Source organism: Salinisphaera sp. S4-8 (assembly GCF_040361235.1).
In the GTDB taxonomy this organism is placed as follows: Bacteria; Pseudomonadota; Gammaproteobacteria; order Nevskiales; family Salinisphaeraceae; genus Salinisphaera.
In genome coordinates this window covers 63,197-86,192 of sequence record NZ_APNF01000005.1, presented here as the reverse complement: position 1 = coordinate 86,192, position 22,996 = coordinate 63,197, and the positions used below count along the sequence as shown (strand labels likewise).

At 61.6% G+C, this 22,996-nt stretch carries 22 protein-coding genes and 2 tRNA genes; 15 read left to right on the top strand and 9 right to left on the bottom strand.

Translation table 11 applies throughout. The features are described from left to right. Positions 1–70 precede the first annotated feature (70 nt). The 14 genes from S4A8_RS08985 (at position 71) to S4A8_RS08920 (ending at position 14,400) form a co-directional block, all read left to right on the top strand. Positions 71–1,099, top strand: a complete 1,029-nt coding sequence (locus S4A8_RS08985; RefSeq protein WP_152522808.1) for an XdhC family protein — start codon at positions 71–73, stop codon at positions 1,097–1,099. Next, on the top strand, positions 1,096–1,749 hold the full coding sequence (locus tag S4A8_RS08980; RefSeq protein ID WP_006914640.1) for a nucleotidyltransferase family protein: 654 nt from the start codon (positions 1,096–1,098) through the stop codon (positions 1,747–1,749). The genes S4A8_RS08985 and S4A8_RS08980 overlap by 4 nt, the downstream gene beginning before the upstream one ends. Positions 1,750–1,840: 91 nt before the next feature. Continuing rightward, positions 1,841–2,500, top strand: coding sequence for a (2Fe-2S)-binding protein (locus tag S4A8_RS08975; RefSeq protein WP_006914641.1), 660 nt, complete (start codon positions 1,841–1,843; stop codon positions 2,498–2,500). An 11-nt stretch (positions 2,501–2,511) separates the two neighbouring features. Beyond that, positions 2,512–3,495 carry an FAD binding domain-containing protein gene (locus tag S4A8_RS08970; RefSeq protein WP_353178357.1) on the top strand — a complete coding sequence of 328 codons (984 nt, stop codon included), beginning with the start codon at positions 2,512–2,514 and terminating at the stop codon, positions 3,493–3,495. 31 nt (positions 3,496–3,526) lie between these two features. Continuing rightward, positions 3,527–5,737, top strand: coding sequence for a xanthine dehydrogenase family protein molybdopterin-binding subunit (locus S4A8_RS08965; protein WP_353220068.1), 2,211 nt, complete (start codon positions 3,527–3,529; stop codon positions 5,735–5,737). Positions 5,738–5,901: 164 nt separating this feature from the next. Then, the gene (locus tag S4A8_RS08960) at positions 5,902–6,570 is read left to right on the top strand and encodes a response regulator transcription factor (RefSeq protein WP_353178355.1); all 669 of its coding nucleotides are present in this window, start codon (positions 5,902–5,904) and stop codon (positions 6,568–6,570) included. 299 nt (positions 6,571–6,869) lie between these two features. Continuing rightward, positions 6,870–7,241: a hypothetical protein gene (locus tag S4A8_RS08955; RefSeq protein ID WP_353178353.1), complete on the top strand. Its 372-nt coding sequence runs from the start codon at positions 6,870–6,872 to the stop codon at positions 7,239–7,241. Positions 7,242–7,749: 508 nt separating this feature from the next. Next, on the top strand, positions 7,750–9,609 hold the full coding sequence (locus tag S4A8_RS08950) for a methanol/ethanol family PQQ-dependent dehydrogenase (RefSeq protein WP_353178444.1): 1,860 nt from the start codon (positions 7,750–7,752) through the stop codon (positions 9,607–9,609). Positions 9,610–9,734: 125 nt separating this feature from the next. Then, positions 9,735–10,337, top strand: a complete 603-nt coding sequence (locus S4A8_RS08945) for a c-type cytochrome (protein WP_353178351.1) — start codon at positions 9,735–9,737, stop codon at positions 10,335–10,337. A gap of 48 nt (positions 10,338–10,385) precedes the next feature. Beyond that, positions 10,386–11,285 carry a quinoprotein relay system zinc metallohydrolase 2 gene (locus S4A8_RS08940; protein ID WP_353219886.1) on the top strand — a complete coding sequence of 300 codons (900 nt, stop codon included), beginning with the start codon at positions 10,386–10,388 and terminating at the stop codon, positions 11,283–11,285. Positions 11,286–11,365: 80 nt separating this feature from the next. After that, a complete protein-coding gene (locus S4A8_RS08935; protein ID WP_353219885.1) occupies positions 11,366–12,163 on the top strand; it encodes a quinoprotein dehydrogenase-associated SoxYZ-like carrier in 798 nt (265 codons plus the stop codon). Next, positions 12,160–13,071, top strand: a complete 912-nt coding sequence (locus S4A8_RS08930) for a quinoprotein dehydrogenase-associated putative ABC transporter substrate-binding protein (protein WP_353219884.1) — start codon at positions 12,160–12,162, stop codon at positions 13,069–13,071. Before S4A8_RS08935 ends, S4A8_RS08930 begins: the two co-directional genes overlap by 4 nt. Further along, positions 13,064–13,804, top strand: a complete 741-nt coding sequence (locus S4A8_RS08925) for a hypothetical protein (RefSeq protein ID WP_353219883.1) — start codon at positions 13,064–13,066, stop codon at positions 13,802–13,804. The genes S4A8_RS08930 and S4A8_RS08925 overlap by 8 nt, the downstream gene beginning before the upstream one ends. Next, the gene (locus tag S4A8_RS08920) at positions 13,801–14,400 is read left to right on the top strand and encodes a DUF3280 domain-containing protein (protein WP_353219882.1); all 600 of its coding nucleotides are present in this window, start codon (positions 13,801–13,803) and stop codon (positions 14,398–14,400) included. The genes S4A8_RS08925 and S4A8_RS08920 overlap by 4 nt, the downstream gene beginning before the upstream one ends. 5 nt (positions 14,401–14,405) lie before the next feature. Here S4A8_RS08920 and S4A8_RS08915 read toward each other — a convergent pair whose 3' ends face one another. The 5 genes from S4A8_RS08915 to S4A8_RS08895 form a co-directional block, all read right to left on the bottom strand. After that, entirely contained in the window at positions 14,406–14,900 is a 495-nt protein-coding gene (locus S4A8_RS08915) for a DUF302 domain-containing protein (protein WP_353178339.1), read from the bottom strand. A 26-nt stretch (positions 14,901–14,926) separates the two neighbouring features. Continuing rightward, positions 14,927–15,013, bottom strand: a tRNA-Leu gene (locus S4A8_RS08910). Positions 15,014–15,054: 41 nt separating this feature from the next. Further along, the gene (locus S4A8_RS08905) at positions 15,055–17,622 is read right to left on the bottom strand and encodes a sensor domain-containing phosphodiesterase (RefSeq protein WP_353219881.1); all 2,568 of its coding nucleotides are present in this window, start codon (positions 17,620–17,622) and stop codon (positions 15,055–15,057) included. A gap of 29 nt (positions 17,623–17,651) precedes the next feature. Beyond that, a complete protein-coding gene (locus tag S4A8_RS08900; RefSeq protein ID WP_353219880.1) occupies positions 17,652–19,298 on the bottom strand; it encodes an acetolactate synthase large subunit in 1,647 nt (548 codons plus the stop codon). A 147-nt stretch (positions 19,299–19,445) separates the two neighbouring features. After that, positions 19,446–19,880, bottom strand: coding sequence for a hotdog fold thioesterase (locus tag S4A8_RS08895; protein ID WP_353219879.1), 435 nt, complete (start codon positions 19,878–19,880; stop codon positions 19,446–19,448). Positions 19,881–19,961: 81 nt separating this feature from the next. Here S4A8_RS08895 and gloA point away from each other — a divergent pair, with 81 nt between their 5' ends. After that, positions 19,962–20,474, top strand: coding sequence for a lactoylglutathione lyase (gloA, locus tag S4A8_RS08890; protein ID WP_353219878.1), 513 nt, complete (start codon positions 19,962–19,964; stop codon positions 20,472–20,474). Positions 20,475–20,635: 161 nt separating this feature from the next. Here the strand turns inward: gloA and S4A8_RS08885 are convergent. The 4 genes from S4A8_RS08885 to pal form a co-directional block, all read right to left on the bottom strand. Next, positions 20,636–20,711 (bottom strand) — tRNA-Lys (locus tag S4A8_RS08885). Positions 20,712–20,736: 25 nt separating this feature from the next. Further along, positions 20,737–21,447 (bottom strand): 7-cyano-7-deazaguanine synthase QueC, encoded by a 711-nt coding sequence (gene queC / locus S4A8_RS08880; protein WP_353219877.1) that lies wholly within the window; start codon positions 21,445–21,447, stop codon positions 20,737–20,739. A gap of 175 nt (positions 21,448–21,622) precedes the next feature. Next, complete coding sequence (gene ybgF / locus S4A8_RS08875) at positions 21,623–22,399, bottom strand: tol-pal system protein YbgF (protein ID WP_353178328.1); 777 nt, start codon at positions 22,397–22,399, stop codon at positions 21,623–21,625. A gap of 9 nt (positions 22,400–22,408) precedes the next feature. Further along, on the bottom strand, positions 22,409–22,993 hold the full coding sequence (gene pal / locus S4A8_RS08870) for a peptidoglycan-associated lipoprotein Pal (RefSeq protein ID WP_353219876.1): 585 nt from the start codon (positions 22,991–22,993) through the stop codon (positions 22,409–22,411). Between the last annotated feature and the right edge of the window lie 3 nt (positions 22,994–22,996).

Below are 22,996 nucleotides of genomic sequence, written 5' to 3'. Positions count from 1 at the left end.
CACTGCCAATGTGGCGTGCACGCGCGGCTGTGGTGGCGGGCATCGGTCGAAGCCGCTAATGTCGGTGCACATGACAGATACGCTTACTTCGTTTACCGATCGCCGGCGGAATAAGAATTCGGCGCCGCCACCGCGCGCGGAATGGCCCGCCTGGCCGATCTATGGCCTGGTCGATGATCTCTATCCCGTCGTTGCGGCGTGGCATGCAAACGGCCATCGCGTTGCACTCGCTACGCTGGTAAGCATCGTCGGCTCGTCACCGCGCCCGCTCGGCAGCGAAATGGCGATCAACGAACACGGTGAAGTCGCGGGCTATGTATCCGGCGGCTGCGTGGAAGGCGCGGTCGCGGCTCAGGCGCTCGAGGTATTGAAAACAGGCACGCCGGCCATGCTCGACTATGGCGCGGGTAGCCCGGTGCTGGACGTGCAGCTGACCTGTGGCGGGCGTATTGGCATCTTCGTTCGCGCGATCGACGATGTGGGCGAGTATGTCGCGCACTGGGGCGAAGCGCGTGAGCGGCGTCAGCCTCTCGATGTGGCGATCGATCTCGAAAGCGGCACGCATCGCTATGGCCCGGCACACAACGAGGCCAGCCATCGCATATTCCATCAACGTTACCTGCCGACGCCGCGACTGGTTATTGCCGGCGGCGACCCGGTCACGCTCGCATTGGCACAGCTTGCGCCGACTTTCGGTTATGACGTCTTGTTGCTGCGGCCGTACGGCCCGCCTGCCCCGCCGCCGAATTCCACACTTGCGCATTACGATACGCGGCCGCTCGCACGCGCACTGGAGGCGCTTACATTAGACGCCTACACTGCGCTTTACACGCTGACGCATGACATCGACGACGACCATTCAGCGCTTGCGAAAGGTTTGGCGTCACCCGCATTCGCGGTCGGCGCTTTGGGAAGCCGCAGCAAGGCAGCGGACCGAATTGAACGCCTTCGTGCCGCGGGTTTTTCTGTTGAAGCGTTGCAGCGACTGCATACGCCGGCCGGGCTGTCGATCAACGCTCGCGAGCCGCGCGAAATTGCGCTATCGGTGCTTGCAGAGCTTGTCGCTCTGCGTGCCCGCGTGAGCGCAGCCACGGCGTGATCGGCGCGATCGTGCTGGCCGGCGGTGCGTCGACGCGCTATGGCCATGACTCCAAACTGCTGGCGTGGCTGGCCGGCCGAACCGTTATCGCACGCAGCGTGGCTGTGCTCGATGACCAACCGGTCCGGCCTGTCATTGTCGTTACCGGGCGAGAACGCCAACGCGTACGTCGGGCGGTGCAGGCGCAAGCAACCGGATCTCGCCGGTATCGCTGGGTTCATAATCCGAACTACCGCAGCGGTATGGCAGAAAGCCTGCGCTGCGGGCTGGGCGCGTTGCCGACACGCTGCGATGCCGCTCTGATCATGCTGGGCGATATGCCCGGTATCGAAAAACGCACGATTTCAAGACTCTGTCGTCTTTGGCGGCCGGGTCTGGACTACGTTCGACCGGTGTGTGCTGGCCGACCCGGCCACCCCGTGATCGTTTCGCGACGGTTGTTCCCCGATCTCGCCCGCCTCGACGGCGATCGCGGCGCCAAAGCCATTCTCGACCAGGTACCCGCGACGCGTTTTCGTGTACTTGACGCCCCCGCGGGCTGTTTGCGCGATGTCGATACCCCGGCCGCGGCTCGTCGTGCCGAACGTTCTTTCAATCGCGGTCATAGCCAAAACCAAACCGGCACCATTTCGTCATCGTTTATGGTGTAAGAGTATCGGTATTACCGTTCAGTCCAGACAATAAAACAAAAGCATTCCACCGAGCGACGCGCCGAGCGTTGCCCAAAAAACGGAGAAATCCATGAACAACCGTGACACCCGCGGTGCCGCCAGCAACGCTGGCGAACCCAAACATTCGGCATCGCGCCGTCGCTTCATGAAGACGGTCGGTATGTCCAGCATAGCCGCGGCAACGTCCGGCGCGGGCATTGGCCAGGCGTTTGCCGACGAAGGCGACGCCCCCACGCCGACAACTGCCGATGCGCCCGCCGCCGGCAAGACGCGTGTATCGTTCACGATCAACGGCCAGATGAAGCAGATCGACGTCGCCCCCAATGTGATTCTTCTCGATGCGATCCGCGACGAACTACAGCTCACAGGCACCAAGAAAGGCTGTGACCACGGCCAATGCGGCGCCTGCAACGTGCATGTCAACGGCACCGTCGTCAATTCCTGTCTGAGCCTGGCCGTGATGCACGACGGCGACGAGATCACGACCGTCGAAGGGCTGTCCAAAGACGGCGAGCTGCACCCGATCCAGCAGGCTTTCCTCGATGAAGATGCCTACCAGTGCGGTTACTGCACGGCGGGCCAGATGATGACCGCAACCTATGTGCTGGGCAGTTCGCATATTGGCGACAGCGATGATGCCGTACGTGAAGCCATGAGCGGCAATATCTGCCGCTGCGGTGCGTACAAGAACATCCTTTCGGCGGTTCAATCCACGCGCGGCAAGGTCTAGGAGACGTTTCGATGCGAAATTTCGAATATCAGAAAGCCGATAGCGTGAATGCTGCAGTGTCGGCCCACGCGGGCCAGCCGTCGTCGTTCGTTGCCGGCGGTACCACCCTGCTCGACCTGGTTAAGATCGACATCATGCAGCCCGAGCGCGTCGTCGACGTAAACGGGCTGCCGCTCTACGACGTCGAAGAACTCGACGACGGCCGGCTCAAGATCGGCGCGATGGTGTCCAATACCGATCTCGCCTACCACCCCAAGGTCGTCGACCAGTACGCGGTGCTTTCCGAAGCATTGCTATCTGGCGCTTCGACATCGCTTCGCAATAAGGCGACAACTGGCGGCAACGTCATGCAGCGAGTGCGTTGTCCGTATTTTCGCGACGGCGTATCGGCCTGCAACAAACGTGAACCCGGTTCGGGCTGTGCGGCGATCGGCGGGCACAACCGCAGCGTGCACGCCGTGCTGGGCACCAGCGACAAGTGCATTGCCAGCCATCCGTCCGATATGTGCGTGGCCATGGCGGCCATCGGTGCGAAAGTGCTCGTGACCGGGCCGGACGGCGAACGCGAAATCGATTTTCTCGACTTCCATCTGCTGCCGGGCGATTCGCCAGAAAAGGAGCATGCGCTGGAAGCCGACGAATTGATTACTCACGTGGTGCTGGATGCGCCGATCAAGGGTAGCCGCTCGACCTATCTCAAACTGCGCGACCGCGCGTCCTACCAGTTCGCCCTGGCCTCCAGCGGCGTGATTATCGCGACCGATGGCAACACCATTCGTGATGCCCGGATCGCCATGGGCGGTGTCGGCACCAAGCCCTGGCGCGCACGCGAGGCCGAGCAGGCGCTCATCGGCCAGCCCGCGACCGAGGCAAGCTTCAAGAAAGCCGCCGAGATCGCTTTCAAGGGCGCTACGCCCTACGAACACAACGCGTTCAAGATTCCGCTCGGGCAGCAGGCTGTCGTACGCAGTCTTAGCAACGTAACCGCGGCCTGAGCGCAGAGGACAAGCAACCATGACCGACAAGATTCAAGCCAAGATCATCGGTGCGTCCAAGCCACGTATCGATGGGCCTAAAAAACTCAGCGGCCAGGCGATGTACGCGGCCGACCACCACCTGCCGAACATGGCGTATGCCTACGGCGTTTTCAGTACCGTGGCCAGCGGTACGATCGACAATATCGATCTGTCCAAGGCCAAGCAGATGCCGGGCGTGATCGATATCTTCCATCACGATCATTTCCCCAACCTGTATCGCACGCCCAGCAGCTTTGCGCAGGAAAACAAAGTTGATGAAACACGCCTGCCGTTCGAGGATGGCAAGGTGTATTATCCGGGCCAGTTCGTTGCACTGGTCGTTGCCGATACCTTCGCGAATGCCCGGGCAGCCGCTTACGCAGTTAAGGTCGACTACAGCGCCGATGCCGAGCCCATCGCTACCCTGAGTCAGGCGCTCGAACGCGGCGACAAGCCGAAGACCGCGGATTCCAGCGGCCATAGCCGCGGCAACCCCGATAGCGCGTTCGAGTCCTCGGCAAACCAGATCGACGTGACCTATGTCACGCCGATGGAAACCCATAACCCGATGGAAATGCACGCGAGCGTGGCCAATTGGGAGAACGGCGATCTCGTGCTTTACGAGTCGTCGCAGGGCGTGATCTTCGCGCGCAATGTGATGGCCAAGGTCTTTGGTTTGCCACCGGAGCGGGTCGAAGTCCGCTCGCCGTTCATCGGCTCCGGCTTCGGCAGCAAGCTCTGGCTGTGGCCGCATGCGATTGCCGCAGCTGCTGCGGCACGCGAAGTCGGCCGCCCGGTCCAACTGGTGGTGCCACGCCAGCAGATGTTCACGACCACGGGCCACCGCCCGCCGACCCAGCAACAGATTCGTATTGGCGCAGACGACAACGGCAAGCTCACAGCGTTAACCCACGATTCGGTCAATACCACCTCGATGGTCGATACCTACGTCGAAACCACAGGCAGCTGTACGAAAAGCCTGTACGACTGTGAAAACCTGCGCGTGAGCCATGCGACCATCGGTGCCAATCACGGCACGCCGACCTCCATGCGTGCGCCGGGCGCTGCACCGGGGCTTTTCGCGCTCGAATCGGCCATGGATGAAATGGCCGAAAAGCTGAACATGGATCCGCTCGAGTTCCGCAAGGCCAACTACACCGAGCGCGACCAGAGCATGGATCTGCCCTTCTCCAGCATCCATCTCATGGAAGCCTTCGACAAAGGTGCTGAAAAGTTCGGCTGGTCGAAGCGCAATGCCGAGATCGGCTCGATGCGCGATGGCGACGAGATTCTCGGCTGGGGCATGGCAGCCTGTAACTGGGAAGCGCTGAAGATGAACTGCGACGCCCGGGTTTCGCTCCGTGCCGACGGCACGGCGTACGCCTCCTGTGCAACCCAGGACATCGGTACCGGCACGTATACGATCGTGGCCCAGGCTGTCTCGGCGATTACTGGCATACCGCTGGACAAGATCGAGGTGGAGCTGGGCGACTCCAGCTATCCGAGCGGACCGGTTTCCGGCGGGTCCTGGGCAACGGCGACAACGCTGCCGGCAATCGCAGAGGCCACGCGATCGGCGATTGACGCACTGAAAAGCTACGCCATCAGCGACGGCGGTGCCTTTGCGGGGGCGAAGTCGGACGACCTGAGCTTCGACGACGGCAAGCTCGTCGATGGTGACGGCAAATCGGTCGCCTACACCGATGTGCTCAGCCAGCTCAAACTGGCCAATGCCGATGGCGAAGCCCATACGCCGGGCGCCCCCCAGGGCGAATATTCCTTTCGCTCCTTCGGCGCGCATTTCGTCGAAGTACGCTGGGACCCGGGTATCTCCCGCCTGCGGGTATCCCGTGTGGTGAGCGCCATCGACGTGGGCCAGATCATCAACGAAAAGACGTCGGCAAATCAGGTCGAAGGCGCGATCGCCATGGGTATCGGCATGGCCCAGTTCGAAGCGACCGAGTACGACGAACGCTCGGGCTTGCCGGTCAACAACAACTATGCGGAATACTTGGTGCCGGTGCATGCCGACCAGCCCGATTCCGTTGACGTGATCCTGCTCGATCATCCGGACTATGCCTTCAACGAGTTCGGCGCCCGCGGTATCGGCGAAATCGGTATTACCGGCATGGCCGCGGCCGTGGCCAATGCGGTGCATCACGCCACCGGCAAGCGCATACGCGAACTGCCGATTCGGCTGGAAGAACTGATGAGCGCCTAGCCGCTTGCGCGAATGATCGGGGGCGGCTGTGGGCCGCCCCTTTTTCGTTTTTAAGCGCGCTTTAGCCCGGCCGCGATATTTATTCGTACGTTGCGTTAAACCTTTGTGCTGCAACGATGTCTCACCGACATCGCTGCAGGGTATGAACAAGGCACAACGCGACGATGGACGTACTGATCATCGAATCCGACGATCGCCGGGCGATCGATATCGGCGACTACCTCAGCCGTCAGGGCGACGACCCGGACTTCGCTTCCGATGGCGCACTGGCTATTCGATTATGTGATGCACACCGCTACGACGCGGTGATCCTCGATCCGGATCCACCCCGGGTCGATGGCGACGGCCTGTGTACGCGCCTACGCGCGGGGCTGGGTGCCGGTCCGCCGATCATCGTGCTCACCGGCAAGGATGGGCGTGTGCCGTGCGAGCGTATCGCCCGCATAGAAAACTGTGTGCTCGCCTCCAACGAGTTGCCGGATCTATACGCACGGCTGGAATCCGCGGTTCATTACAAGCGCCGCCGGGTGAAATCGATCGGCAGTGCCGCACTGCAACTCGATCCCGAGCGCAGTGCGGCCCACTGTGCCGGGGAAACCGTGCCGCTCGCCCCTACCAGTTACCGAATTCTCGAACTGCTGGTTCAGGCGCATCCGGATATCGTCCTACGCGAGACCATAGAAAACGCTGTCTGGCCGGAATCGCGCCCGGCCTCGGAGGCAGCCCTGCGCGGCCACGTACATCGTCTGCGCCAACTGCTGGCCGAAGTCGGTGGGGAATCGCTCATCCATACCGTTCGTGGTGTGGGCTATCGCTTGAGTGACGCCGTCTAAACCATCCCGGGGCGCCTGATACAGGCGTGGGCGCAGCGTGGATTTGCGATCCGCTGCACTCGCGTTGCAGTGTAAGCTGGTCATTGAATCGGCACCGGTAGGCCTTATCGACCCGACATCGATTGGGTCTGGGGTTGAACGCCGGCCTGTAAAACCAGGCTCGCCGCAGCCGGTAGCGCGACACCATGGAAGATAAACGGCGGCCATGTGTCGGCGTGTATTTTTCGATGGCGTTGAAGACGGCTGACCCGGTCAGCCGTTTTGCTGCCGGATTAATAACAATACGAAGGAGGAGCGTGATGAAATATTCTCTGGGGCTGCTGGTCTTGGCCGGCCTGAGCGTGCCCGCGGTCGCATTCGCGGCCAAAACGCCTGCGCACAACTACCCTACGCAGGCACGGGTCGAATACGTTTACGAATGCATGAACCAGTTGGGCGCCGAGAACTACGACACGCTCTATAAATGCTCGTGCAGCATCGACTATATTGCCGATCAACTGCCCTACGACGACTACGTCACGCTCGACACCTATCAGCGCGGTCAGCACGCAGCCGGCGAACGCCCCGAAGTACTGCGCGAAGGCTCGATCGCCCGCGAAAGTCGCAGCCAGCTGGCCAAGCTCAAGGCCCAGGCTGCGGATCAGTGCCTGATCGAAAGCCCAACTCGGTAAACACGCAGGTCCAGTCGCTGCCCGCGCCGGGCCCACGCGCATCGGTCTGAAACCTCTTTTTTTGCTGCGTCGCAGCGCGCTAAATGGCCATTCCGGTGGGTGAATATCCCGGCGTGGCCGGGAACTTGACCTAGCTATTGGTCGAACTTCATGCAGGGCACATGCAACCGCGTGCGATCGACACCGGTTTCATCCGAGCTTGCCATGCGGGCGTTCAACGACCTTGGGACATTTTCCCGCTCTTGGGGACCGGGAAGATCGGCATTGCAAAAATGTGCGCAAGTCGCTCTAAGCCGTTGACGCTGGGGGCGGCGCATGCTATCGAAAACATCAGGGGATGACCGGACGCAGCGTTCGTAGCGCCCCCATCCGGCGCGGCTATCCCGACAAAAAACAGGGGCCGACGCCCTATAAATTAATTACGTGACGGAGGAGAAACGTCGTGAAATTAACACCCGCCAAGGGGGCTCTTCGCTTGGCGACGGCTGCCATAGCCGTTTCCTCGCTGATGGGGTCCGGTATCGTTCTTGCCCAGAACGATAATGCACAGAGTAAGGACAGCGATTCTTCATCCACCGATCTGGTGCAGATGCAAAAGGATCCGAGCAACTGGATCATGTGGAGCGGCCAGTACAACGGCCAGCGCTACAGCGAACTCGATCAGATCAACAGTGAAAACGCCAGTCAGCTTTCGCCGGCCTGGACCTTTTCTACCGGCGTATTACGCGGCCACGAAGGCGGACCGCTGGTCAAGGGCGACACGATGTATATATCGACGCCCTTCCCCAACAAGGTCTTCGCCCTGGATCTCGAGACCCACGCCATCAAGTGGAAATACGAGCCCACCCAGAATCCGCAGGTCATTCCGGTCATGTGCTGTGACACGGTCAACCGCGGCCTGGCCTATGGCGACGGCAAGATCTTCTTGCAGCAGGCCGACACCACGCTCGTCGCGCTCGACGCCGATAGCGGCAAGGTAGTCTGGAAGAGCGTCAACGGGGACCCGAGCAAGGGCCAGACGGCGACCAATGCGCCATTGGTGGTCAAGGACAAGGTCATTACCGGCATTTCCGGCGGCGAGTTCGGCGTACGCGGTTATCTGACCGCCTACAACATCGATGACGGCAAGCTGGCCTGGCGCGCCTACAGCACCGGGCCGGACGACACCATGCTCATCGACCCGGACAAGACCATCAATGCCATCACCCAGAAACCGGTCGGCAAGGACACCAGCCTCAAGAGCTGGGAAGGCGATCAGTGGAAGATCGGTGGCGGTACGACCTGGGGCTGGTTCACCTACGATCCGGATCTCGATCTGCTCTATTACGGCACCGGCAATCCGGGCACCTGGAACCCGACCCAGCGTCCGGGCGATAACAAATACTCGATGACCATCTTCGCCCGCGATCCGGATACCGGCGAGGCGAAATGGCTGTACCAGATGACGCCGCACGATGAATGGGATTACGACGGCGTCAACGAAAAGATCCTCGTCGATCAGAAGATCGACGGCAAGATGCGCAAGCTCGTCGTGCACTTCGACCGCAACGGCTTTGCCTATACCCAGGACCGCACCAACGGCGAACTGTTGGTCGCCAAGAAGTACGACCCGGCGGTGAACTGGGCCAGCAAGGTGGATATGAAGACCGGCCGCCCGCAGGTGGTTTCCGAGTATTCCACCGATGGCAAGGTCGATCAGAACGTCACCGGCATCTGTCCGGCCGCGCTCGGTTCCAAGGACCAGCAGCCGGCGTCGTACTCGCCCAAGACGGGCTTGTTCTACGTGCCGACCAACCATGTCTGCATGGACTATGAGCCCTCCAAGGTGGATTACACGGCCGGCCAGCCCTATGTCGGCTCGACGGTCGCCATGTATCCCGGTCCGAACGACATCACCAACCCGGTGAAGAAGTTCGAGGGCAAGCGCATGGGGACATTCATCGCGTTCGATGCAACCACCGGCGAGATCAAGTGGTCGGTACCCGAACGCTTCTCGGTATGGAGTGGCGCGCTGGCGACCGCGGGCGACGTGGTGTTCTACGGCACCCTCGAAGGCTATCTCAAAGCCATCGACGCCAAGACCGGCAAGGAGCTGTACAGCTTCAAGACACCGTCGGGCATCATCGGCAACGTCAATACCTGGAAATACGACGGCAAGCAGTATGTCGGCGTGCTCTCGGGTATCGGCGGTTGGGCTGGCATCGGCATGGCTGCGGGTCTGACCGACCCCAACGCCGGTCTGGGTGCGGTCGGGGGCTACAAGGATCTCAAGAACTATACCCAGCTGGGTGGTGTTCTGACGGTCTTCACCCTGCCCGATTCCGTAGCGAAAAAAGCGGATAGCAGCGAAAAAGTCGCGTCCAAGTAACGCGTATTGCTATGACGTAATCGAGCCCGTATTCGTTGTGCACTGTGCTCGACGGATACGGGCTTTTTCTTGGCTGCGCACGCGGCCAACCATAAAACACAAAACGTGCAACCGAGGAGATTTTCATGGCCCCCAACCGCCCAACGATAGCCCGCACGCTGGCCGTACTGGCTGTATTGTCGTTGTCCGCCACCACTGCCCTTGCCGCCGATGATGGACCGATCGTCAACGATTACAGCAACATGGGCGCGGAATACAATCCCTCCGGCGACAGCAGCAGCAAGGACAGCCAGGACAACGAGCGCAGTACGGATTCAAGCAGCAGCCAGCAAAGCGCAAGCAAAACGGCAGACACGAACAGCGACGGCAAACCCTATAAGGTGGATTGCAGCGATAACGAATGCCGGGTCAGCGACGATGTCATGGTCGGCTACGAGAAATTCGGCAGTCACTGTTCGCAATGCCATGCCCAGAACGCCGAAGGCAGCACGTTCGCGCCGAGTCTCGTGCAACGCCTGAAAGGTATGAACCAGGGCCGGTTTACGGCCGCAGTTGCCGGCGGCGTGACCCGTCTGGACTCCACCACCGGGCAGTACAGCGTCATGCCCTCCTGGGCCAACAACGAAGACGTGATGAACCATGTCCAGCAGATCTGGGCATTTCTCAAGGCCCGTTCCGACGGGGTGCTGCCGGCCGGTCGGCCGAAGCCGATGGACGCCGACGGCTGATTGCCAGCAATGCGACTCGCGCAATCCGGTCGCTGCGCGGTGCTGGTTATGCTTTACGCGGTCACGGGCGTCGCCGCTACGCCAGCCGAGCGGCTGGATGTAGCGCAAATCGCCGATGGCGTGTTCGTTCATGGAGGCGCCCAGGCCGAAGCCGACGACACCAACCAGGGGGATATTGCCAATCTCGCTTTCGTGATCGGGCGCGACTGTGTGGCGGTCATCGATACCGGCGGCAGTCCGGCAGTGGGCCAAGCCCTGCGGCGCAGCATCGAGGCAGTGACCGCGACGCCGGTCTGCTATGTCATCAACACCCATATGCACCCGGACCACGTACTCGGCAATCGCGCCTTTGTCGAGGCCGAGACCCGTTTTATTGCCGCGGCCGGTTTCCAACGCGCGCTGGCGGCACGCGGTACGACCTACCTGGATCGAGCCGAAGACACGATGGGCATGACAGTGGATCGCGACTGGCTGGTCATGCCCGATCAGGTGGTCGAAGACCACACCGAACTGGATCTGGGTGGGCGACGCCTGGAACTGACGGCCTGGCCAAGCGCCCACACCAACAACGATCTGAGCGTGTTCGACTCGGCCAGTCGCACGCTGTTTACCGGCGATCTGCTATTCGTCGACCGGGTACCGGCCATCGATGCCAGCCTGACGGGGTGGCTTGCGGTAATGGATACCCTCGCCGCAAAGCCTGAGCGGATCGCGCATGTGGTTCCCGGGCATGGGCCGATCGGCACCGATCTGGCGAGCATGCTGGCATCCCAGCGACGCTATCTGAGCGCGATCCGCGATGACGTAAGCCGCGCGATCGCTGCCGGTTACGACCTGAACCATGCGCTCGATCATACCGCCCTGGGCGAGCGCGACCGCTGGCTGTTGTTCGACGACTATCACAAGCGCAATGTGACCGTCGCCTATACGGAGCTGGAATGGCAATGAACAGGCAATGCATATCACGGCTCCATCACCGCGGGTTATGGCAAAGCATGGTCGCCGCGCTCGTGCTGGTGGCGTGCTGCATGCACACGGCCAACGCGGACGTTCAACGTCGCGATCAGGACGAAGCGGCCTGGAAACAGCTACGTGCCGAGCATTTCGGTGAGCGCACGATCGCCGATGGCCAGGGGGTACTCGCGCTCGATGCGCCCTATCGTGCCGAGGACCCGGCCGTGGTGCCGATTACCATCACCGATGAACGCGCCGGTACCGACCAGCCACCGATTCGCAAGCTATGGCTGGTCATCGACAACAACCCGGTGCCCATGTCGGCCGAATTCGAATTCGGCCCGGCTGCCCGGTCGGCCACCATCGCGATGCGGGTCCGGGTGAATTCCTATACCTACATGCGGGCGCTGGCCGAAACCGCCGACGGCCAGCTGTACATGGTCAAGCGCTACGTAAAAGCCAGCGGCGGCTGCTCGGCGCCGATCGGCCGCGATCTGGACGCCGCGCGCGAGAACATGGGGCAGATGCGCCTGCGCCGGGTACGTGTCGACGATGGCGATGCCATGCGGACCCAGCTCATGATCCGTCACCCCAATATCACCGGGCTGCAAATGGACCAGCTCACGCGTCTGGTCGAACCGGCCCATTTCGTCGATGCGATCACGATCCGCAAGGGCGACACGCTGGTTTTCGATTCGCGCATGACCTTTTCACTGAGCGCCAACCCGAGCCTGCAATTCAATGTGGCCGGTACGACCGAGGGCGAACTCAAGGCCCACGTACACGACAACAAGGGCAACGAATTCGAACAGGCCTGGTCGGCCGTTGCGCCCGCGCCGCGCACCACCACAGACGATGGAACGACTTCATGATGACGAGTACTGCATTTGCCCGCCGGGTTGGGGGCTTCGCGCTTTTTTCGATTCTTGCGCTGGCGGGCGTGAGCATGACCGCTGCAGCCGACGATCGCAGCGTTGAAAACCCCGCGGCCGAGGCGCTACGCGTGTGCGCCGACCCTAGCAACATGCCGTTTTCCAACGACAAGCGGGAAGGCTTCGAAAACCGTATTGCCGCCCTGTTCGGCGAAAAACTTGGCGTGCCTGTTGAATACACCTGGATGCCCGAGCAGATGGGTTTCGGGCGCAATACCCTCAAGCGCTGGCTGCCGGAAAAGCATCGCTATGCCTGCGATTTGATCATCAGCGTGGGCAGCGCCTTCGAAGTGGGCAAGACGACCCTGCCCTATTATCGATCGACCTACACGCTGGCCTATGTCAAAGGCCATGGGCTGGATTCGATCGAAAAGCCCGCCGATCTACTCGATCTGCCGGCCGCGAAGAAACAGGATCTGCGTATCGGTGTATTCACCGGCTCGCCGGCCGGGGACTGGATCATCCAGCACGGCATGATCGGTCAGATCGTCAGCTATCGCGCCCAATCCGGCGGCTATGACTCCGATCCGGCCGACATGGTGTCTCAGGATCTGGTCAATGGCGATATCGATATCGCCGTCGTCTGGGGGCCGATCGCCGGCTACTACGCAAAACAGATCCACAGCGTCGATATCGCCGTTGTGCCGTTTTCGCGCGAAGACGGGCCCCTATTCGATTTCCCCGTGTCCATGGGGGTGCGTTATGGCAACGATGCATGGCTGAATACGGTCCAGCAGCTCATCGACGACAACCGCGATGAAATCGTCGCCATCCTTGACGACTACGGCGTGCCGCGGGTACCGCTGCGCGAGGTCGACCGCCACGTACAAGAAGACGACGATGATTGAATTGCCCTGCTCCCGTCTGTTGCAGCGCGGCGCTGTGGCGCTCCTGCTCATGTTCGGCGCCAGCGCGCTGGCTGCACAATCTGGCGCCGGCTCCGGCAACGAAAACGACGCCACGTTTTCGAAAGCGAACCGTCTGTTGTTCATGACCGATCATCTACAGGGTCTGAACACGCCCGCCCGGCTTGAATACAAGTTCGTCCACCAAGATGGCGACACGGCAGACGACGACACGGACTATACCGACCACGTCGATCTGCAGATCGACGAGGGCGAACAAAACGGCAAGCACGTCCGTGTGGATTTTCTCAGCGGCGATCGGCATCGCTATATGCCCGATATCGACAACGCCCGTGGCAATCCTGTGATCATGATGTTTCTGCAAAACGACGTCACCGAGCTGGCCCGGCGTACCGGCGGGAGCTGGCGCTATTTCCAGCGCCGCGTGAAGTTCGCGCTCGAGGACGCTGCAACGGTTAGCCGAGCGCGCGCCACGTACGACGGCGAACCCATCGATGTCGAACGTATCGAACTCACGCCGTACGCTGGCGAACAGGATCACCGCGATGACGTGGCACAAGCGCTGGCACGGCGTTATATCTTTCTGTTATCCGACGCGGTGCCCGGTGGCGTGCTCGAGCTACGCGCGCAAACACCCGCGGCCGACGGCCGACCCGCCGTATCCGATCGCCTGACCCTCGATGCCACGGCTACGCGTACGGGTGTGGCGCAATGAGAAAACTCCGCCGGTGGCTGTGGATACCGGCGGCGATCCTGATTGGCTGGTGCGCGCTTGCCAGTGCGACTGAACGACCGTCGGGCCCTGCGAGGACATTGCTGGTACTGCCCTTCGACATGGTCGATACCAGCCTTCAAGGGGATATGAACCACGGCCCGCTCGCTGCCGATGTCGCCCGCCTACGGCGCACCGAGGCGATCGTGCATCGCGCGCTGGCCGCACAAGCCGATTTCACGCTCGTCGATGCGCAAGGCATCGAAAGCGCGATCGCCGACGCCCAGCAAAGTTATCGCTATCTGTATGCCTGTAACGGCTGCGAGATCGATCTGGGGCGTGCGGCTGGCGCCGATCTGGTAATGACCGGCTGGGTGCAAAAAGTCAGCAACCTCATCATCAATATCAACGCCACGCTCTACGACGTACAACGCGGCGAGGCGGTCGGTGGTGCGTCGGTCGACATGCGCGGCAATACCGACCCTACCTGGCGTGCGGCTGCCCTCTATCTCGTCAATCACAGCCTGCCGGCGAACTATCATTCCCGCCAGGCGGCCCAGGCAAAACAGCCGGATCGGCAGGCAACCGCGGCTGAGTGAAGCCGCTAATCCTGCGGTGGGTTCGCGGGCGCGACAATCGGCACGACGGCCGCATCCACAATGGCGCGGATATGCGTGTTGATTTCGCCGGCGAGCGCATTGAACTGCGCCTCGTGCGTGTCGGTCGGCAATAACCAGCTCGCGACATGCACGCGAGTGCCCTTGTCGAACACCGCGATGCGACAGGGCATGTAAAGAATAAGATCGGGATCGATCGCAATCACGCGCCGGGCATATTCGAGATTGCAGAAATGCACGATCGTGGCATCGCCAAAGTCCGCATGGCCGCGCTGGCGAATGGCCTGGCCGATTTCATTACGCGCGGTAATGGCGAAATTGTGTTGGCCGATCGCCTGTTCCAGATCCAGCACCACATCGACGAAGGCCTTGTCGGCTGGCGCCGCGCGATCGTAGTGGCCGCGCGGCCCCGCAGTAGCCGTTGCCAGCACGGCCAGCACGAAGAACAGGGTAATACCGATTCCGGCCTGGCGTGCACGCATGCGACAGCCTGTAAGTGCGCGAGCGATGGTGCCGTCGGAGGGACTTGAACCCCCACAGCCTCTCGGCTACTAGGACCTAAACCTAGCGTGTCTACCAATTCCACCACGACGGCGTGGCCGCTATGCTAACCGATCATGGCGCCATGCGCAGCCCCTAGAGCGCAGGCGGCACGCCGGTTTCCAATAGTGCCGCTATGGGCATCGGCCGGGCCAGATAATAACCTTGTACGAACTCGACACTGTGTTCGGCCAGCCAGCGATACTGGCGCCGTGTTTCCACGCCTTCGGCGACCACGTGCAGGCCCAGATCGTGGCCGAGGCGGATGATCGCCTGAATGGTGCGTTCGTCGCGGTTGTCGGTGCCGATCCCGTTAATGAAGTCACGGTCGATCTTGAGCACATCGACCGGCAGATACTTGAGATACGCCAGCGACGAATACCCGGTGCCGAAATCGTCGAGGGCGATGAACACACCGAGCGCGTGCAACTGCTCGAGCACCGCCGCGGCATGCACGCGATCGCGCATGACCGCTGTTTCGGTAACCTCGATACACAAGCGATCCGGGCGCAGTCCGGACTGTTCGAGTACCTCATGGACCATATCCACGACACGGGGATCCATGAGCGTGAGCGCGGACATGTTCACTGACACGCGCACCGGCCCGATCGTGTCCCGCCAATCGACCGCGGCCTGGCAACCCTCGCTGAGCGCGCGCCGGTCGAGATCGACCACCAGCCCGCTTTCTTCGGCCAGGGCAATGAAGTCATCCGGCGCGATCGCACCCAACTGCGGATGTTGCCAGCGCATGAGCGCTTCGACCGCACTCCAGGCGTCATTGCGTACGACAGCCCGAATCGGTTGGTAGCACAGCGAGAGTTCGCTGCTGGTCAGCGCCTTGCGCAAATCGTCCTCGAGCAGGCGGTCGTCTTTTATTCGGCTCGAATGGGCGAGTTCGTAACGGCAATGGCGCGTACTGGCGCGACCCGCTCGGCGCAGAGCCAGCCCCGCGCAACGTGACAGGTCCTTGAAGTTGACCGCATCGCGTGGTGCCTGGGCGCTACCGCTACGCACACTCAGCTGAATACGATCCTGATCGGCACAGAAGGTGCGGTGGAAGGCCGCGTTGGCGCTCGCGATCACGTGCTCGAGCGATTCGGCTTTCTGGTCGAATAACAGGCCGATTTCGAGACCGTTAAGTACCCGCGCGAGCAACACATCGCGGTGTTTGAATGCCGCGGTCAGGCGTTGCCCGATTTCACGGATGATGCCTTCGGCTACGTGATAGCCATGACTATCGAGAATGCGTTCCCAGCGCTCGACTTTCAGCAGTACGAACGACAGTTGTCGATCGGCCTGTACGCTGTCCACGAGCATGCGCTCGGCGCTATCGCGCAGCAGATTGCTGTTCGCAAGGCCCGTGAGCGGGTCGTAATACGCCAGCCGTTCCATTTCATCGCGCTGGGCGACCAGTTCGCTGATATCGCGCAGGCGCACGGTAATGGCCTCGTGACCGCCCTCGCCGGCCCGAACCATCGACAACTGGACGTTCACCCAATGGCCATTTGCATGTTTGAGCCGGCGCTCGCCACATAGGTGGTGGCCGGTCTGCCGTGTCAGCATCAGATCGTATTCGATACCGGCTGCGGCATGCCTTTCGCTCAAGTCCTGCAGGGTCAACAGCGCGTGCTGGTCGTGCGTATACCCCAACATCCGGCGAAAGCCTTCATCGGTATCGAGAATACGACCGCGCGCATCGACATGAAACAGGCTCTCGCCCGTGCTGGCGAAGGTGGTTTCGTAACGGCTGCGCACTTCGGCGATCTGGCGCCCGAGCTCTAGCTGGTGGGCGAAATCGCCGATATGCCAGATCAGATACGGTTCGTGTCGACTGTCGCCGCCATGCATTTGCACGTTGACGGCAACGTCCAGCGACTGCCCGTCGACGCCCGGCAGCGCGAGTGTGCCGCTCCATACGCCGACCCGCCCCAAATCGGCGAATACGCGCTCACGCAAGCGTGCTTGGCCGCTCGCAGCGAGCAGATCTTGCATCGCGCGTTTGCCAAGCGGTTCGTCGGGTGCCAGGCCCAGGGCGTGACGTGCGGCGGGGTTCAGATATTCGAGCGTGCCCTTGGGCGTGGACAGCGCGATCGCGTCCTGGGCGGCATCGACCACCTGGCGAAAACGCCGATCGTCGCTTTGTGTAGCACGCTCGCGCGCGCGCTCGATCGTGGTTGCGATGATCGCGGCGAAACGCCGGGCCCAAGTATTTTCAAAACCGCGCCACTGGCGCACGCGGTGATGTTCGTGACACAGCACGCCCACGAGCTGGCCGCGTACAACGATCGCCGCGTCCAGCATGGCCATGATCGAACGCTCTTCGAGATAGTCGGCAAACAGATCCCGCGACGCCGGCGACAGCGCGGCCGCATCGGTCATGGAGAACGTGCCGGTTCGATCGAGTGAGGCGATGTAATCGTGTTGCGGCGATACGTCCAGTACGAGACGCCCCGCGCTCTCGCGCCGATGCGGATGAACATGGATCTGATTCAGACGCCGCAGATCACGTCCGAACAGCCAGACCGATACACGGGCGACATCGAGTAGCTCGGCTGCCGCACGGCAGAGCTCGGGTAATAGCGTGGCGAGATCATCGAACGACCGGGCCTCGATCGCGCGCAGTGCGCCCGGCCGTGACGAGGGCTGATCGTCAGCGTGCATCATGCCCACGCGCTCACGATGGCCCGTCCCGTTCAGCCGTCGAGCACAGCGCGATCGACATGATGCTCCACATCGAGCTCGCTGTTCACGCTGTAGTCGATCGGACAGTCCACGAGCACCACGCCGCCGTGTTCATACGCCCGCGTGAGCACATCGCCTAAACGGTCACCTGACTCGACGCGCATGCCGCGCGCGCCATAGGCCTCGGCATAGGCCACGAAGTCGGGGTTACCAAACCCCATGCCGAAGTTTTCGAACCCGGCGCCGGCCTGTTTCCAGCGAATGAAGCCGTAGCCGTCGTCGCGTACGAGCAGGACCACCAGATCCAGACCCAGCCGGACCGCGGTTTCCATATCCTGGCTGTTCATCATGAACCCGCCGTCGCCACAAATCGCCAGTACGCGGCGGTCACCGTGCACCATCTTGGCCGCCATCGCTGCCGCAAGTCCGGCACCCATGCTCGCCAGCGCGTTGTCCAGCAGCACGGTATTGTGCTCGAAGGCCGGGTACGCACGTGCGAACCAGATCTTGTAGATGCCGTTATCGAGACTGATGATGTCACGCCGGCCCATGACCTCGCGTACCTCGCGCACGATGCGCTGCGGGGTGGGCGGATAGCTGTCGGCCGGCTCGCTTTCATGCAGCAGCGTATTGACGCGGTCGCGCAAACGGCCCAGGCGCGTGGTATCGAAGTGCGTACCGTCGAGTCGTGCGCGCAGGCTCTTGAGCGTATTGGAAATATCGCCGATAACTTCGTGCGCGGGACTGTAGTACTCGTCCGGATCGGCGGGCACGAAATCGATATGCAGAATCGCCTTGCTCTTGTCCGAATTCCACACCGCGGGCGGGTATTCGACCACGTCGTAGCCCAGCGTAATGACCAGATCCGCCTCGTCGATCGCACTATGCACATAGTCGTGCTTGTGAATGCCCATGCAGAACAGGCTCTGCGGGTGATCGTCGGCCAGCACGCCCTTGCCCATCTGGGTGCCGATCGCGAACAGACCGGTCGCCTCGACGAAGGCCTGCAGCTGTTCGGTAATACGTTTGCGGTTGGCGCCCGCGGAATAGACGATGATTGGCTGGCGCGCGGCGCGAATCATGTCCGCGGCCTGCTCGGTGGCCTGGTCGTCGGCATTGGGTCGGCGTAGCGTCACCCGTTGCTGGGCAACGCTGGGTTCGATCTGTTCGCCGGCGATATCTTCGGGCAGTTCCAGATGCACCGCACCCGGGCGTTCGCTTTCGGCCACCTTGAAGGCATGGCGTACACAGCGCGGGATCACACCGCTATCGGTGACCGAGTAATTCCATTTGGTCAATGGCTTGAAGGTGTCCACCACATCGATGAGCTGAAACTTGCCCTGGCGATTGTCGCGCAACGCTTTCTGACCGGTGATGGCAAACAAGGGCATGCCGCCCAGCTGGGCATAGGCGATGCCGGTCAGCAGATTGGTCGCACCCGGGCCCAGCGTCGACAGGCAAACGCCCGCTCGCCCGGTCAGGCGTCCGTAGGTGGCCGCCATGAAGGCCGCGTGTTGCTCATGTCGGGTCACTACCAGGTCGATATCGCTGTTTCTGAGCGATTCGAGCAGATCGAGATTTTCCTCGCCCGGTACGCCAAACACGTATTCGACGCCTTCTTCCTCGAGGCAGCGAACGAAAAGATCGGATGCTTTCAAACTACTTCCCCCTAGTGTTCTATCCCGACTATAGCCTATTGCGATCGATCGCGGTGGTTGCGCCAGACCTTTATGGCACAAGGCCTGCCGCCCGACACCCACACCTCGCGTAGTGCGGGCGCGCCGGGACTCGGTTCAGCTGCTACGTCAGCTATCCGGCGCGGCGACCACGGCCACGGTCAGACGCGATACACACAGATGTCGGTCCTGGTCGTCGAACAGGTCGGTCTGCCAGACATGGGTGCTACGGCCGACGCGAATGGGCGTGCACCGTGCCCGCACGAGGCCCGACGAGGCGCCGCGCAGATGGCTGGCATTGATCTCGATACCCACGCATACGAACTTCTCGCGGTCCACACACATGTTGGCCGCGACGCTGCCCATGGATTCCGACACCGCACAGGACACGCCACCATGCAACAGTCCGAAGGGCTGACGGGTTCGCTCGTCGATTTCGAAGCGGGCTTCGATCATGTCGTCGGTGACATCCGTATACACCAGACCCAGCCGCGAGATCATGTCGCGCTCGTTGACCGCATTCAGACGATCCAGCGTCATCGGCCTGTACCAGTACTTCGACATCGGCAATCTCCTGTTTCATGTCATCGGGTGGCTCGTGCATAGTACAGGCCACGCATTCCCTTCAAAGGCAAGACCCAGACAATGACATTCAATACGCAAGACGCCCCCGGCGTGCACACCGAGGTGCCCAGCGAAACCGAAGGCTTCATCTTCAACCACACGATGGTGCGCATCGTCGATCCCGAAGCCTCCCTGGCCTTCTATACCAAGGTCTTCGGTATGCGCCTGCTACGCACGGTCGACATGCCCGAAGGCGAGTTCACGCTCTACTTCCTGGCCTGTACCGGCAGCGATGACGTACCGCAGGACAAGGATGCCCGTGCCCAATACGTCAGTGGCCGTGAAGGCGTGCTCGAACTCACCCATAACTGGGGTACCGAGAAAGATCCGAACGCGCGCTATCACAACGGTAACGACGAACCGCAGGGCTATGGCCATATCTGCTTTACGGTGCCGGACCTGCAGGCCGCCTGCGAATGGATGGACGCCAATGGCGTGACCTTCAAGAAACGCCCCGAGGATGGGCGCATGAGCCATATCGCGTTCGTTCTGGACCCAGACGGCTACTGGATCGAACTGGTCGGGCGCAAATAGGCGAGCAGCCACGGCGGTCGTCACCTCCGACCGCCGTGCGCCTTGCACGCGCGACGCAATGCACGTTGATCATGATCAGGTGCTTGGGCACGCTAGCGTTTTCGCAGGCCCTGCGCGCCTGGGCCAGACACAAAAAAACCCGCTGTCGAAGCGGGTTGAATTGGTGGGCCGTGCAGGATTCGAACCTGCGACCAATTGATTAAAAGTCAACTGCTCTACCAACTGAGCTAACGGCCCGTATTGGGCGCGCATCATACCCGATTCATTCCGGAAAATCAGCGCCCGATTGATAAATTGTCGGATCGGGCACCTGTGCCTGGGCAAAACCGGCCTGACGAAGTCGGCAGGCGTCGCAACGACCGCAGGCCCGGCCCTGTGCATCGGCCTGATAACAGGACACGGTACGCGCGTAGTCGACACCCAGCGCGTGGCCTTTCAGAATGATCTCGGCCTTGCTGAGATCGATCAATGGCGTTTCGATCGCAATGCGTTGCCCGTCCTGTACGCTAGCTTTCGTGGCCAGCTGGGCCATGCGCTCGAATGCGGCGATGAATTCCGGCCGGCAGTCCGGATAGCCGGAATAGTCGACCGCGTTCACGCCGATATAAATCGCCTCGGCACCGAGTACCTCCGCCCAGCCCACCGCAATCGATAGAAACACCGTATTGCGTGCCGGCACATAAGTGGCAGGAATCGTATCGCTCGGCGCTTCGGGAACCGCGATCGTGTCATCGGTGAGCGCCGAACCACCCATGCCATCGAAATCCAGGCGTACGCACTTGTGATCGGCGATCCAGGGGTGTGTCTGCACATAGGCGCGGGCTGCTGCCAGTTCGGCCGTATGGCGCTGGCCATAGTCGAAGCTCAACGCATAGCAATCGTAGCCGTCGGCCCTCGCCTGGGACAGACAGGTGGTCGAATCCAGACCGCCGGAAAACAGTACGACGGCCCGCGGGGATGCGGACTGGGTCATGGGCGCTATCCGCACGCGCGGCGCGGTCGTTGTTCGAATGGAAATGGCCCGCCAGGCGACATGGCGCCGCCGCCACACTCGACCCAAACGGCGAGGTGGCGATGATCACATGGCCTGCACGCGCCGACGAGGGCTGGCGATTTCAGCCAGCCCGCAGCAATTACGCGAGGGCGCGTTAGTCGTCGATTTGTTCGAGACGTTTGCGCGCCATATCGGCGACGTTGCTGTTCGGATACTGATCGACCACGCGCTTGAGCGTCCCGTAGGCGTTATCGGTTTCGCCGCGTTCGTCCTGGATCACGCCAATCTTGTAGAGCGAGCCGGGCACCTTGTCGCTCGCGCGAAAGCGATTGACGACGGTCTGGAATGCCTCCAGCGATGCATCGTAATTACGCTTGACGTAATTCGCTTCACCCAGCCAGTACCAGGCGTTGTCGCTATAGCTGCTTTCCGGGTTCTGCTGGAGAAACCCCTTGAACGCACCGATCGCGGCATCGTAGTCGCCCGCCTTGAGCTTGTCGAAAGCCGCGGTATAGGCTTTTTCGACCGCGGGATCCTGGCTGACCGTGCCGTAGTCGGCCGCGTTGTCGCTCGCGCCGTTACTACTGCTACCGGTATCGCCCGTGGCAGCACCGGTAGCGCCGCCACCTTCAAGCGCGCTCAGGCGTTTGTCGAGGTTTTCGTAGAGATCGCGTTGGCCCTGCTCGTTCTGGCGTAGCTGATACTTGAGCGTGTCGACCTGGCCCTGCAGATCGCGAACTTCGGACTGCAGTCGCTGAATATCCTGAAACAGGGAAAACAGATTGGGCCCGCCGTTGTTGCCGGCCTGCGCGAGCATGATGGACTGTTGCTGCGCGGCGTCCGCCGACCCGGCCAACGCCGGCCGGGAGGTCATCCCGGCCGACGTGGCTACGGCAAACGTCACCAGCGCTATCGGTAGTGCGTGACGCATGATGGCTACTTACTTGGTGTAGATGAACTCGACACGACGGTTCTTCGAATAGGCTGACTCGGTCGAGCCGAGCTCGGCCGGGCGTTCTTCGCCGAAGGACAGCGTCGACAGCTGGCTTGCGCTCGCGCCCGACAGTTCCAGGGCCTGCTGCACCGATTCGGCACGCCGTTCGCCCAGCGCCACGTTGTACTCGCGGGTACCACGTTCGTCGGTATGGCCTTCCAGGCGCAGCTTCACATTGGGATGCTGGCTCAGGTAACGGCCATGGGCCTGAATGGCCTGAGAAAACCGCGACGGAATGGTGCTCTGGTCGAGATCGAAATAGATGATGCGCGTGGACAACGGGTTGTTCGGGTCCATGAACATCGAGCGATCGGCCGGGTCGATACCTTCCAGCCCGCGCACGTCGATATCGCGGCCCGAATTCATGCCCATGCCGCGATCGCCGCTGTCACCCATGCCGCCGGCAGCCGGCAGGTCGTCGCCATCGCGCAGATTCTTGTTACCGCCACAGGCAGCCAGCACGAGCATGGCGGCCATGAGTAGCGCGATCAGCGAAAATCGCTGCCCCATCTTGTTGGTCATGTTATTCATTTT